We start from the raw sequence: 13,502 nt of genomic DNA, 5'->3' as shown, positions 1-13,502 counted from the left end.
GGGGACTCTGCCCGGTGGGCCGGATGTCCAGTCCGGCGCGGGCGCCAATGCGGGTCAGGATGTCGCCGATGGTCACGGAGTCGAGCCCGCCGAACAGTACGGTCTTCCAGCGGTTGTGGACCGCGCGGAAGGCGAAGGAGTCGGGGTCGACGTCCTCGCCCAGCTGCTCCTTCCAGCGGCGCCAGGCCCTCACGGGGCAGAGGTGGGCGCGTGAGCCGAAGGGCACTTCGACGGTGCGGGGGGCGACCTTGGACACCCGGACGTCCACGGTGGCCCGACAACCTGGCATCGGTAGTCGCCGAGCTGTCCGACGAAGTGAGCCCCGGCGTCTACCAGGTGCGCCGCGGGCAAGCACCTGACCGATCATCAGCAGCACGCGCCTGACTCGTATACCAGGGTCGCTACATGCAGGCCCCGGTGTCCTAGCCCAGACACCAGCCGCAAAGTAGATCGCGGGTAGCCGGAGGTCCGGCGGCTGGTTATTGATCTTGCTCGCGCAAAGGACTGTTTATGCGAGGACCGCACGAGGCCCCGGTCAGCTCGGCCGCGCAGTCCGGCGACAAGAGCGCGACCAGTCGGCGGGCCTCGTACCCGTCTCGGTGCACGGGGCGACCAGCGCGTGGGTTCAGCCGGTGGAGGACACCAGCCCGACCCGGTAGGCCAGGACGACGGCCTGGACACGGTCGCGCAGGCCGAGTTTGGCCAGGATCCTCGACACGTAGGTCTTGACCGTCTCGGGGGTGATGAACAGCTCAGCGGCGATCTCCGCGTTCGACAGCCCCTCGGCGATCTGCCGGAGCACCTCCAGCTCGCGCGGGGTCAGTGCCCGTACCACGTCCTCCCTGGCCGTCCGGGAAGTATCGGCCGGGCGCAGGTGTTCGGCGAAGTGGCCGATGAGGTGGCGGGTGACGGCGGGGGCCAGCAGGGCCTCGCCCTGGGCGACCGTCCGGATGCCGTTGACCAGCTCCGCCGGTGGCGCGTCCTTGAGGAGGAAGCCACTCGCGCCGGCCCGCAGGGCGTCGTAGACGTAGGCGTCGACGTTGAACGTGGTGACGACCAACACCCTCGGCGGGGCCTCGGCATCGGGACCGGCCAGCTGCCGGGTCGCCTGGATGCCGTCGAGCAGGGGCATCCGGATGTCCATCACCACCACGTCGGGGCGCAGGCGCCGTGCGGCCTCGACCGCCTCGTGCCCGTTCTCGGCCTCCCCTACGACCTCCATGTCGGGCTGCGCGGAGAAGATGGTGACGTAGCCGGTCCGCACCAATGCCTGGTCATCGCAGACCAGCACACGAATCGGCGGCGACACATCGCTCACGGGGTCACTCCTGAACGGGCTTGGACGGAATCGAGGCGCGGACCCCGAATCCGCCTTCGGGCCGGGGTCCGGCCTCCAGTTCACCATCGACCATCCGCACCCGTGCACGCAGCCCTGCCAGTCCGCGCCCGCCCCCAGGGCCCGGCTCCCGCACGGCAGGTGCGGAAGCCCAGGAGGCGGTGGGCCCGTCGGTGGTCACCTCGATCTCGATGCGATCCTCGCCGTGCCGGACCACGACCCTGGTCAACTGCCCGGCCGCGTACTTCATCGCGTTGGTGAGCGCCTCCTGCACCACCCGGTAGGCGGCAAGCCCCACGTCCACGGACTGCGCTCGCCGCTCGCCTTGCTCATTGAACTCGACCGGCTGCCCCGACCTGCGGGCCTGTTCGACCAGGTCCCCGAGCCGTCCCAGGGTGGGTGCCCGCTCCGCGCGCGCCAGGTCCGCGGACGCGGACTCGCCGGTCGCCTCCGACACGCCGAGCAGGTACCGAAGCTCCGTCAGCGCCCGACGGCCGGTGTCGCTGACGGCCGCCAGTCCCTCGCCGGCCTTCTCCGGTGCGGAGGTGAGTACGAACTGCGCCGCGTCCGCCTGGACCACCATGGCCGTCACATGGTGAGTGACCACGTCGTGCAGCTCGCGGGCGATCCGCGCCCGCTCGGCGGCCGTGGCCACCTCGGCAGCCAGCCGCCGCCGCTGCGCCTCCTCCACCCGCCGAATCCGCACAGTGCTCCCCACCAGCCAGAACGCGGCCAGAGTCAGATAGAACGCGAGATAGTCCGCGATGCCCTGCGGTGAGCCGAGGCGGTCCAGGACGAGTGCCAGCACGGCATAGCCCGCGCTCACCACGCTCGCCAGACCACGGCGGACGCGGACCTGGTGGGCCCCGGCCGAGTACAGGGCCAGATACAGCCCCAGACTCCCGAACGTCGTCGCGAAGCCCAGCGCCTGGTACACGGCGAACGCGCCCGCGACCACAGCCAGACAACCCGCGGGCCACCGGCGGCGGGCCGCCAGCGGCAGGGTCTGGGCCAGGACCAGCCCGACGCTCAGCACGCTCGCCGGCCGCTCGGGCAGATCCCCGATCTGCCCCCCGATGTTGGACAGGGTCGGCACGAAGGCCAACAGGGCCAGCACCAGGGCGAGGACGCCGTCCTTGAAGAAGGCGTCCCGCTCCTCCCACCAGTCGAGCGGCGCCCGGAGCAGCGCACGGTTCCAGGGCGCCTGACGGGACATCACCACCGTTTCCTCCAGTCAGCCGACCTGAGTGTGTCGTGCGGATCGCCGGGGCAGCAGACCGCCGCCGCGGCGGGCGAGGACGAACATCCGCATGGCGAGCAGCACACCGATGACGACGGGCACCACCGCCGCCTCCAGACCGAAGCCACCGCCGGTCAGCACGGCGGACCCATGCACGTCGACGGTGAACAGGCCCTCGGGGGTGTGCCCGGAGACCGGGATGCCGAGCAGCTGCTCGGTGGTGTTCCAGGCAAAGTGCAGACCCGCGACGAACCAGATGCTACGCCGCCACAGGAACGCGGCGCCGAGCATCACGCCCGCCTCAAGAGCGATCGCCAGCGCGCTCCACGCACTGGCCCCCGGAGCGCCCAGATGGGCGACCCCGAAGAACAGCCCGGTGATCACAATGGCCGCCCGGCTGCCCCACAGCTGCTCCAGAGCCTGCAGCGCCAGACCGCGGAACAACAACTCCTCGGTGACCGCGGCGCCGATCTGCACCATGACCGCGGACCAGACGACCGCCATGAAGCCATGGCCCGCCCAGGAGAACGAGTAGCCCCCGAACGCCGTGATCAGCAGGGCGGACACCAGAACGAAGCCCAGGCCGATCGCGCCGCCCAGCAGCGCCTCCCGGCCGGCCCCACGCCGGGCGATCTCCGGCGTCGAGCGTCGCGCGACACGGCGCATGACCAGCCAGTACACGGCCACCGCTGCCACCGCGCCCAGCACCGGCACCGGACCAGGGCCCGTGCCGGTCAGGCCCGAGACCAGGCCGACGCCGACCAGGCCCGTCAACATCCAGCCGAGCGGGGAGCGGACGATCCGGCCGAGACGACCGCCGCGAGCGTCGTGACCGTCGGGGCCCGTGTCCGGGCCCGGGCCTCCGGCGTGCCGTGCGGTGGACGTTGTACTCATCGTGGCCTCCCCTGTAGGGGTCGCACCGGCTGCGACCTGACAACCACGCTAGGAATCCGGCGCCGTCCGCGAATCACCCGCACATGGACAGCTCCTGTAGCTCTCGCGGGGGATGCGCCCCGAAAAGGGATCAGGCACCCGTACGAGAGCCGGACACCATGACCGCCGCGGCGGATAGGTCGAGGTGGGAGTTCATGTCCAGCTCGAACCGGCCGTAGGGGTTCACATGGGTCCAGAACAGCGGAGACAGGGCCCGTCGGTCTGCGTCGGTGAGCCGGTTCTACCACTTCTCCTCGCTCAGGATGTCCTGGAGGAGCAGGGTGTGGGCACCTGCGGCATGGAGTCCGTCGTGTACGTCGGCGTTCAGTTCGGGCTTGTGCGTGACGGGCATCACGATGTCGGCGTGTCATGCGTGTGGAGAGTTGGCCCTGATCTGCGCCTCGAACTTGCCGCTGACCTCGTACAACTGAGTCCAGGCTTCTCGTCCTGTCCTTCATCTGAACATGACGTACCTGCCGCCCGTGCCCACGGTGCGCACCATGCTCGATGTCGGCGGTGTTCTCCACCAGCTCCTTGCGGCAGTTGGTGACGTAGCCGGAGCCGATGACCTGCACCCTTTGCGGCACCCAGGCATATCTGCGCCTTGTCCTCCTCAGCAGCGGAGAACTGGCTACGCCGACACCGGCCTCGTGAAGGTCTTCTCGGTGAAGTCCTCGAACTTCGCCACGATGAAGTCGGGCATCGGCTTCAGGAACACGACGACGTGGTCGGTGGTGCCGAGGGCTTACGCGACGATCAAGCCGCCCGCGGAGCCTCGGCCGGGGCCGCCCGCGATGCCCGTCATTCTTGGCCCGCCGTTCTTGATGCGGTTCGTGAGTTCGGTGACCTGGTTGTAGAAGATGGAGCGGCGCTCGGCCATCAGCGCGCGGATCTTGCGGTCGGTGTGCATGACGGTCGCGTTGAAGGTGTGGAAGAACTCCTTCTGCGTCGACTCCTTGTCCGCCAGGAACTGGATGTCGTCGACGAGCAGGATGTCCATCTCGCGGTAGCGCTTGCGGAAGCTGCCGCGATTTGCGGGGAAACGCGAACGGCCGGGGCGAGGTCTCGGCCTCGCCCCGGCCTGTGGACCCCGGCGGTCCCGGGTCCGGTGTTCTCAGCGGTGCCCTCAGCGCAGCTTGTACGCCGTGGGGAGGGTCTGGCTTACGGTGTCACCCTTGGTGTCGGACGCGTGGACCCGCAGTCCGACGCCCTGGGCGGCCTGCGCGACGTCCGGGTTCTTGATCTGCGCGGTGAAGGTGTTCGTCCCGGAGGCCTGGGTGCTCACCTGTTTCCAGGTGTGGCCGCCGTCGTAGGAGGCCTCGGCCGTCAGGACGTCGACCTTCGGCGGAGCGCTGATGCGATCCTGGTAGTAGGCGGTGATCGTGATCGTGTGTTTCTCCTCTGCCTTGGCGGTGTTGTCCAGGGCCAGGCCCAGGTCGTACCGCAGGAAGATCAGGGGCTCTGGCCTGCAGGCCGCCGTGTTGTCGCCGACCGTGTCGCCCATGCACGGGTTCTGCTGGGGAGCGTCACCCTGGGTCGGCTGGCCGGAGACGTACTCCCACTGTGTCTTCACACCGTTGGTCTCACTCTCGAACGTGTACCGGGCCGACTTCGCCGGCAGGTCGTAGGAGGCGAGATCGCCGGTGCCGTTGCAGGCGGAGAGAGCGAGTGCCGCCGTGGCGACGATCGCCGCGAGGGCCCCCTTCCGGTGACGAGCCTGCGGCACGCCCGCGTTCATCGCGTTGGACTCCTTTGCGGTCTGTGCCGTCATCCCACTTCTCCGTAGGTGGCGGTCAGTTTCTGGGTGCGAGGTTCGATTTTGTGCCCGGACGCATCCGACAGCGTGTATTCGCACTTGGAGTCCTCTGTGGGCTGGTACCACGGCGCTGTCGGGCCGCAGGGGTCCAAGCCGAAGACCCAGCGGCGGCCGAGCGGCCCGAGGTAGTCCGACGGGTCCGCGCCGGCGGAGAGGTGGTCGGGGTCGGTGATGCCGATCAGGGCCTGACGTGCGCCTCCGCTGCTGGTCAGGTAGAAGGTCGGGTAGAAGGTGTTGCCCTGCCGGCAGGCCGCGCAAGGTGTCTGTTGGGCCGTGAAGAAGCCGGACTTGGTCCGCACCTGCGGCACGGCCCCGGGCACACTGGGTCCCTCGTTCCAGTGGACTTCGTTCTTCCCGGACAGCACCAGGTCGTGGGTCTCAGTGCGCGTGTGGATCAGGGCGAAGTTGTTGTCGGTGTTGTCGCCCCAGGCGCCGTCGAACCGGTTGATGGCGTTGTCCTGTTGCTGGACGTACACGGTGAGCGTGTGCTGGGTGGCCACGGTGGGCAGGTCCAGGGTGGCCGCGCTCGGTGCGGCCTCCGTCTGCTCCTCCCAGGTCAGCTTGTCGAGAGTGCCGGGCTGGTCGGAGTGGAAGAAGTGGTCGACCCGCTGGAGACGGTCCTTGTCGATGTGGTACTCGAGGTTCGACGGAACCTGGCCCTGGGCGACGAACCTGGCGGCGTAGACCGTCGGCGTTGCGCTGCCGCCGAGGACGATTCCGACGTCCGAGGGAGCGGCCTTGATCCGCTCGATGAGGCGTTGCGCCTGGTCGTACGCCACAGTCACGAGGGGCAGCGGGGCGTTCGGATCGAGATCGAGTGGAAAGCAGTTTTCCGGTGTCAGGCAACCCTCCGCGTTAGAGAGGGCGTTATACAAGGCGTTCAGGTTGGTGAGGCCCGGTGCCGCGACCAGCACGCCGACGGCGCCGGCGGCGGCAGCGGCTTTCAGCCGCTGGTCACGGAGCGTGTCGAAGTCGCAGGTGGTCCCGCAGAGGTCGGTCGGTGTCAACAGCGCCAGCTTGCCCTTGACGTCGACGTCGGCGAGCTCGGCGGCGGTCCCGGTGCCCGCGTAGACCACCGGGACGCGTCCCTTGGTCTGCAGTCGGGGAATCGGAGCCGCGCCCGCGCCGATGCCGTATGGCGACAGCACGCCCTGCTCAAGCCCGAACAGGATCGACGTGGCCTTCAACGCCACGTCCGGGGTCTGGTAGCGGGCGGACAGGTCGAAGGCGTCACCGCCGCCGACGGCCTTCATGGTGACGACGGGTGTCGTCCGCACGCTGTAGGTGTTCTGGGTCAGGGTGCCGGTGTGCACCTTCTCGGTCGGCAGGGCCCACCAGTGCGCAGTCTCCTGGGCCTGGTAGCTGGCGGTCAGGCTCGTCGCCAGCGACCACTTGCCGGTCGCCGAGACCCGCTCGGTGGAGCTGATCGCGGAGTAGGTTTCGGTCGCCACCGGAGTACTCACGCTCACCGGTACGAGCTTGCGCAGGTCCAGTGTGACCGTGGTGGCCTTGGCAGTCGTCACCTCCGCCAGCACCGGTGCCGCGCTCTGCAGTTCGCCGGACGCGTTCGTCCAGGTGACGGGGATGGTGGCCGAGTAGGTGCTGTCCTTGTAGAGCGAGACGGTGGTCGACTCCGAGCCCTTCTCGGTGGTCAGGTCCTCGTGCAGGGAATCCTTGTCGTCGACCGGCATGAAGACCGCGTTGCCGTAGGTGACGGAGGAGGCGCCGTCCGGAGGAACGACCTTCATCGTCAGCTGGGCCCGCTCGGCCTCGAGAAAGCTGCTGATCCGTGTGGTGGCCCGTACATCGCCCGACGCGTCACGGGCGGTCAGCACGCCGTTCAAACGGCCGAAGGGCCCGCCGGAGCTGATCACGCTGCCGTCGAGCGTCACCGTCACCTCGCTCGAACCGCCCGCGGGTACGGTCACCTTGTCCGCGCTGAGGCTGATCAGGCCTGCCGGAGCGGGCGTGTCACCGGAGGAGAGGGACGCGGCGAGGTCCAGCGTCGTCGCGGTGTCGGTGAGGTTGGTGTAGGTGACCGTCCTCGTCCTGGACGAGGACGGGTAGGCCTGGCGGCCGAAGTTCAGGGTCCCGGAGGCGACGACCTGCTGCGGTTCGGTCGCCTTGGCGAGATCCACCCGGCCGGCGCCCTGCTCGTTCTCGTCGAACCCCAGGTCCTTGGCGGTGCTCATCAGCAGCGCCTTCATCTGCGCGCCGGTCAGCTCCGGATGCTGCTGGGCGACCACGGCCGCGGCGCCGGCCACATGCGGGGTGGCCATCGAGGTTCCGTCGGAGCTGGTGTAGTAGTCGTTCACCGGGGTGCCCATCGTGGTGCCGGCCGCCCGTGCCGCGACGATGCCGACACCCGGAGCCGCGATGTCCGGCTTGAGCGCGTAGTCCCCGTACCGCGGCCCGCGGCTGGAGAAGTCCGCGATCTTGTCGCTCTTGTCGACCGCCGCCACGGTCAGGGCCTCGTCGGCGGCGCCCGGCGCGCCGATGGTCGCGCTGCCGCCGGAGTTGCCGGCCGCGACCACGAACAGGGTCCCGGTGCTGCGGCTGAGCTCGTTGAGCGCCTGGCTCATCGGGTCGGTCCCGTCGGTGGGTTCACCGCCGAGGCTCATGCTGACGACCTTGGCACCCGAGTGGGCGGCCCAGTCCATGCCCGCGATGACCTCGTCGTCGGGACACTGCCCCTTGTCGTCACAGACCTTGCCGATCAGCAGCTTGGCGCCCGGGGCGACGCCCTTGTACTTCCCGTCGGACGCGGCTCCGCTGCCCACGATCGTGGACGCCACGTGGGTGCCGTGGCCGAACCCGTCCTTGGCGTCGGCGGAAGTGCCGGTGAAGTCGACCTTCTTGGCGATCTTTCCGGCCAGGTCGGGGTGGGTGGCGTCGACGCCGCTGTCCAGCACCGCGACGGAGACACCCTTGCCGTCGTAGCCGCGGCCCCAGGCGACGTCGGCTCCGATCTGCGGTACGGACTGGTCGAGGCTGACCTCGGAGAGCCCGTTGAGCCACACCTTCTTGACACCGGCCAGGGAACCGGCGGACCGGGCGGCGGAGGCGGATCCCGTCTTGCCCCGCACCCCCTTCCACCACTTGCCGTTCTTGTTGATGGCCATCGCACGGCCGTCGACGCTCCGGAGCGCTCTGCCGGCGGTGGCCCCGGCGACCTTCGGGGTCTTGGAGACATCGTCGTCGTCGGAGTAGGTGACGATCACCGGCACCTCGTCGTTCCTGCCCGACGCGACGAGTTTCGCCAGTTCGGTGAGGTCGAAGAGCGACCAGTCGAGAACTCCGTCAGTCACCAGGTTCAGGGCGTCGTTCGGTACGACGTAGGCCCGTCCCGTGCGGGTGATGGTGTGGAACACGACCGACGTACCGTCAGGCCGTGCCGCGGCTTGGGTGTCGCGGACGACCACCTTGCCGGTGTCGTCGAGACCGATGTTCACCTTGTCTCCGGTGACCAGCGTGACCTGGATGCTCTTGCCGTCCGCGGATACCGCCTTGGCCAGCTCGGCGTCGTTGATCGGGGTCGAGTCCGTGGCCGAGTCCGTGGTCTGGGCGACCGCGGTGGTGTCCGTCGTCTGTCCGGCGCCGGACACCGACGCTTGCTGGACCGGTTCGGCCGCGTTGGCCACCGCCATCGGCATGGCCGTCCCGAGGATGGTCAGGCCGACCGTCAGCACGCCTATGTGGCGTCTGAGACGCCTTGTTTGCCTTCGCCTCATCTATCGCTCTCCTGTGGGATGTACGAACTGGGCTGTCCGGGAGGGACGCGTGCGGGCGCGCCGTCGGCGGCCGGTGCCGACGGGGATTCCTCGCCCTCGTGGGGGACCGGGCGGGGCCGCGCCCTGCGCCATCGCTGATCAGGTCCGGCCATGGGCCTGCTCGGTACTAGAGGGGCCCGTACTCGTCGACGGCGTCGGCATCGGCGCCGTCGACGTCCGTACCCGGGGGTTCCGGAGCGTTCGGTGATTCGGCCGACTGGTCGGCCGGTGGGGCGGGCGGCGGTGTCTCCTGTGCCGAGGCGTCCGTCGCGGGGTGTGCCGGATCCCACGGGTCGTCTGTCGGCCCGGGTGCCGGCTGATTTAGGGGTGGCATGACAAGCAAGTGTGCGTGGGTTCCGCCCCCGACTCATCACTCGAATACGGGAATTAACCTCGTCGCTCCCGAGCCGGCCACTTTTTTCACGCGAATTATTCGTCGCCCGCCGGAGACGGCCGCTGCCCGCCGACGAGACCGAGCTCCATGAGTCTGGTTGCGAGCGCGGTCCGCGTTGCGACGCGCAGCTTGCGCATCGCCGACCGCACCTGGCTGCCCACGGTATGCGTGGACACCATCAGTGCGTCGGCGATCTGACGGTTCGTCCGGCCATCGACCAGCAGGCGGGCGACTTCCAGTTCACGCGGGGAGAGCCGGTCGCCGTAGCTGGGCCGTCCCCCCCGAGACGTGCGGGCGCCCCGGCCGCGCTTGTTCAGCACCCGAAGCACGCGGTCGGCGTCGTCGCGGGCGCCGAGGTCCGACAACTCCCCTGCGACCTCGGACAGAATTCGTACGCCGGTCTCGTCCTGGCCGGAGGCGAGCAGGCAGCGGGCCTGATGCTCCCTGGCCAGCAGGGCGTAGTAAGGGCGCGGCAGTGCCTGCCACGCGTCGGCGGCCTCGGCGAACAGCACTGCGGCATCAACGAGTTGGCCCCGGCCCTCGGCCAGTATCGCGTGGCACATCACGACGGACGCCCGCGGCGCCGGAGCGTCCTTGCCGTCCAGGGTCCGCTCGAAGGCGGCGACCAGGTCGGCGGCGTCGCCGAGCCGGCCGGCGGCCACCAGGGCATCGGCCCGTATGAGGGCGACCTCGGTGGCCCGGGGCCAGATTCCGCGACCGATGGTGATCTCGGCCGGCTCGTCGGTGAGCCGGAGCGCCTCGTCGATGTCGCCGTCGCGCAGACGCAGCTGGGCCAGCGCGGTCGAGGCCTCGACGCGCTGCTGGTCGTCGCGTCCGGCGAAACGCAGTTGTTCCTCGGCCGCCTCCCGGTCACCGGTGGCGGCCTGGAGCAGGCCCACGACAAGGGCCGCCGCGCACCGGTCCTGCATCCGCACCCCGCTGTCCTCGTCGCTCAGCCGCGCCGCCCGTTCGGCGAGCCCCGCCCAGGCGCCGGTGAACCAGTCGAGACGGACCTGCAACGAGGCGATGGTGTCGAAGTGGTCGAGCCGCTCGTAGCGCTCGGCGAGGGCCAGAGACCGGGCCAGCCGTGCTTCGGCCTCGGCGTGGTGGCCCCATCTCATCGCCGCCTCCCCGACATTCGAGTGGCCTAGCACGACGATCTCCACGTCCTGGGCGCTGGCGTCGTCGGGAATCCTCCGGGCCACCGCCCATCCGCTCTCCTCCCCGAGCGTCAGCAGTACCAAGGCGCGTTCCGCCAACTGGCGCAGGCGGTCCAAGCGCGTGAGAGACGGTGCCACCTCGGTTGCCTCGTTCAGCCACTCCAGATGCTCCGACACCGGGCGTACCGGCCCGTACGGCAGGGCCAGCAGGAGGCGGGCGCGCGCCGCCTCCGGCGAGTGAGCAGCGAGGTGGGGCATCGCTTCCCGGATCTCCAGCCAGCCCGCATCCACCTCTCCCGCCGCTATGAGGACCCGGCCGGTCTGGAAACGGACGAGTGCCTCCTGCTCCGGCGTCAGAGTCAGGCGCTGGAGGGCCGACCGTAGGGACTGGACAATCTCCGAATACGGATCGGAGCCGTGCAGCGCCTTGAACCGAATGTTCGCCACCAGCCGTACCAGCGCATCCGCGGGCAGGGCGACGGTCGTGACCAGGCTGTGCAGCAGCAGGGCCGATGTGGCCATGTCACCGGATTGCGCGCACAGGTCGGCCGCCTGTTCGGTGTACCTGCACGCGGCCTCGGCGTCGCCGGCGAGCCGGAAGTGCCGGGCCAGCTCCGCCACGGGCGGCACCGGCCAGTCCTCCAGCGCCCGGCCGGCCCGCAGATGCAGGGCACTCCGCTCCTGTACCGGGATGGCCTCGTACACGGCGTGACCGGTCAGGGGGTGCCTGAACGACAGCTGACCGGGTCTGTCCTCGCGCAGCAGGCCGCTGCCCAGCGCCTCGGCCACCCGGACGAGGAACCGGTCCTCGGGCAGGCCCGTCACCGCCGTCAGCGTCGCGTGGTCGGCCGGGCCGGAGAGCACCGACAGCGCGTACAGCACCGTGCGCGTTTCGGGGCCGAGCCGTCCGACACGCTCCAGCACGCCGTCGCGGATCGTGGGCGGCACCTCGATGCGGTCCAGGCGACGGCGCGCCCACCCGCCGTCGCGCCGGATCAGGTCGGCCCGGTCGTGCATCAGCCGCACCGACTCCTCCACGGCCAGCGGTATGCCTTCCGTACGTTCATGCAGGAAGGCCGCGAACTCGGCGGAGACATGCTCGTCCGCCAGCATGGAGGAAACCACTGCGGCGGTCTCGCCGAGGTCCAGCGGCTGGGGCGTCAGCCGGACCAGGTGGGCATCGGCGGGCAGCCGTGAGGAGAGCCGCAGCAGCAGCGAGTCGGGCGGCACCTCCTCGCGCCGGTACGTCAGCACCAGGCTCACCGGCTGAGGACGCCGGGAGACCAGGAACAACAGGAACTCCAGCGTCGCCTCGTCCGCCCAGTGCAGGTCCTCAAGCACGAGCAGCGCCACGTCGAGCCGGCTGAGCACCTCGGCGAAGGCGCGGAACAACCGGTGCCGGGCCGCGGTCGCGTCCTCCAGCGGCTCCGGCGCCGCAGGCAGCTCGGCCGCCCACTCGGGGAACAACGGCCGGAGCGCACCCGCCAGGCCGCTGAGCCCCAGTCCGGACACACCGTCAACGCCGTCGACGCCGTCGCGCACTGCGTCGACGACCGCGCCGAGCGTGTACGGCACGCGCAGCTCCGGGCATGATCCGACCAGGGCGCGGCACCCACGCTCGGCCTGCGCCGCGAGGAACTCCCGTAGCAGCCGGGTCTTGCCGATGCCGGCCTCGCCGTCGATCAGGACCACGGTCGGTCGCTCGAGTGCCGCGTCGAGCGCGGCGACCTCACGCTCCCGGCCGACGAACTGCGGCGCGGAAAGCTCTGGCAACCGACCTCCACCGGTGCTGCCCCACTCCACCAACGCCCGTCCCCCTGAGTCCCCTGAGCCGATCACCGCTGGGCCAGTGCCGACCTCTGTACGTGAAGCATGCATCCTTCAACCGTGAAGCATGCGTCGGACGGTGACTCGCATCGAATACTTGGCCGGACGACGGACGCAGTTCGAGACCGGCCCTCGGACTGGTGGGCTCGCATGTTGAGGTGTCGCGTATTCCAGCTTGGTTCGCCACGGTTGGTCACTTTTGGTCATGAGATCCGTGTCCAGGGTGGGTCCTTGAGTAGGTAGATTCGTCCGGTCATGCGTTCGGAGAACTTCTGGGAGGGGAGACCGCCGTTGAGCCCCGCCGCGCAGCGCGAGGGCGTCATCGTCTGCGCGCCAGGGACGAACGGCGAGGAGTTCACCGGCGCCCGGCCCGCCCCCCACACAGCAGCACCAGGTCCGCGGCTTACAGCACCCCGTGCAGGGCGTTCTCCTTGAACCCGTCGTCGGCCTCGCGGTAGCGGCGCATCACCTTCGAGCCGGGAGCCCATCCGCCCTGGCGCTCCATGACGGCGTCGCGGTTGCCGGCGCGGGAGGACTCGGTGACCAGTCCGCGGCGGGGGCTGTGCCCGGTGGGCCGGATGTCCAGTCCGGCGCGGACGCCGATGCGGGTCAGGATGTCGCCGATGGTCACGGGGTCAAGCCCGCTGTCCAGTACGGTCTTCCAGCGGTTGTGGACCGCGCGGAAGGCGAAGGAGTCGGGGTCGACGTCCTGGCCCAGCTGCTCCTTCCAGCGGCGCCAGGCCGTCACGGGGCAGAGGTGGGCGCGTGAGCCGAAGGGCACTTCGACGGTGCGGGGGGCGACCTTGGACACCCGGACGTCCACGACCAGGCCCCGGCCCTCGGGGTCCTCGGCGATGTCGCGCACCCGCAGGTGGGCCAGTTCGTGCTCGCGGCCCGCGATGGCGAAGTGCAGCGTCATCAGGCTGAGGTCCCGCACCCCGAACCGGTTGCGGGGCAGGGCGGCGGTGAAGCTTCCCCTTGATCTTGGACACCTGGAAACTGGGACGTGAGAGCCCAGAGGAAGCA

The 13,502-nt window shown here is 69.9% G+C and carries 8 protein-coding genes and 1 pseudogene; all 9 read right to left on the bottom strand.

Features of this window, described 5'->3' with window-relative positions; all coding sequences use genetic code 11:
- The coding region (locus tag IEZ19_RS47410) for a site-specific integrase (RefSeq protein ID WP_506005018.1) at positions 1 to 256 on the bottom strand (256 nt) is incomplete at its 3' end.
- A gap of 369 nt (positions 257 to 625) precedes the next feature.
- Positions 626 to 1,318 carry a response regulator gene (locus IEZ19_RS47405; RefSeq protein WP_189317578.1) on the bottom strand — a complete coding sequence of 231 codons (693 nt, stop codon included), beginning with the start codon at positions 1,316 to 1,318 and terminating at the stop codon, positions 626 to 628.
- A gap of 4 nt (positions 1,319 to 1,322) precedes the next feature.
- The gene (locus tag IEZ19_RS47400; RefSeq protein WP_189317577.1) at positions 1,323 to 2,552 is read right to left on the bottom strand and encodes a sensor histidine kinase; all 1,230 of its coding nucleotides are present in this window, start codon (positions 2,550 to 2,552) and stop codon (positions 1,323 to 1,325) included.
- Between the two features lie 18 nt (positions 2,553 to 2,570).
- Positions 2,571 to 3,470, bottom strand: a complete 900-nt coding sequence (locus IEZ19_RS47395) for a CPBP family intramembrane glutamic endopeptidase (RefSeq protein ID WP_189317576.1) — start codon at positions 3,468 to 3,470, stop codon at positions 2,571 to 2,573.
- Between the two features lie 784 nt (positions 3,471 to 4,254).
- Positions 4,255 to 4,533: pseudogene (locus tag IEZ19_RS52245) on the bottom strand (DnaA ATPase domain-containing protein); the annotation flags it as partial.
- Between the two features lie 102 nt (positions 4,534 to 4,635).
- Positions 4,636 to 5,280, bottom strand: a complete 645-nt coding sequence (locus tag IEZ19_RS47385) for a hypothetical protein (RefSeq protein WP_189317575.1) — start codon at positions 5,278 to 5,280, stop codon at positions 4,636 to 4,638.
- Complete coding sequence (locus IEZ19_RS47380; RefSeq protein WP_189317574.1) at positions 5,277 to 9,056, bottom strand: S8 family serine peptidase; 3,780 nt, start codon at positions 9,054 to 9,056, stop codon at positions 5,277 to 5,279. The genes IEZ19_RS47385 and IEZ19_RS47380 overlap by 4 nt, the downstream gene beginning before the upstream one ends.
- 468 nt (positions 9,057 to 9,524) lie before the next feature.
- Positions 9,525 to 12,422 carry an ATP-binding protein gene (locus IEZ19_RS47375; RefSeq protein ID WP_189317573.1) on the bottom strand — a complete coding sequence of 966 codons (2,898 nt, stop codon included), beginning with the start codon at positions 12,420 to 12,422 and terminating at the stop codon, positions 9,525 to 9,527.
- Between the two features lie 457 nt (positions 12,423 to 12,879).
- On the bottom strand, positions 12,880 to 13,502 hold a 623-nt coding region (locus tag IEZ19_RS52240), incomplete at its 5' end, for a site-specific integrase (RefSeq protein ID WP_506005017.1).

This window comes from Streptomyces brasiliensis, assembly GCF_014647875.1.
GTDB classification, from domain to species: Bacteria; Actinomycetota; Actinomycetes; order Streptomycetales; family Streptomycetaceae; genus Streptomyces; species Streptomyces brasiliensis.
The sequence above is the reverse complement of the archived record's forward strand: the minus strand, read 5'-3'. Positions and strand labels throughout refer to the sequence as shown.

Bases quoted from the DNA above. Each gene is read 5' to 3' on its own strand.
- IEZ19_RS47385 (WP_189317575.1), bottom strand. From the start codon at position 5,280: ATGACGGCACAGACCGCAAAGGAGTCCAACGCGATGAACGCGGGCGTG.
- IEZ19_RS47380 (WP_189317574.1), bottom strand. From the start codon at position 9,056: ATGAGGCGAAGGCAAACAAGGCGTCTCAGACGCCACATAGGCGTGCTG.
- IEZ19_RS47400 (WP_189317577.1), bottom strand. From the start codon at position 2,552: ATGTCCCGTCAGGCGCCCTGGAACCGTGCGCTGCTCCGGGCGCCGCTC.
- IEZ19_RS47395 (WP_189317576.1), bottom strand. From the start codon at position 3,470: ATGAGTACAACGTCCACCGCACGGCACGCCGGAGGCCCGGGCCCGGAC.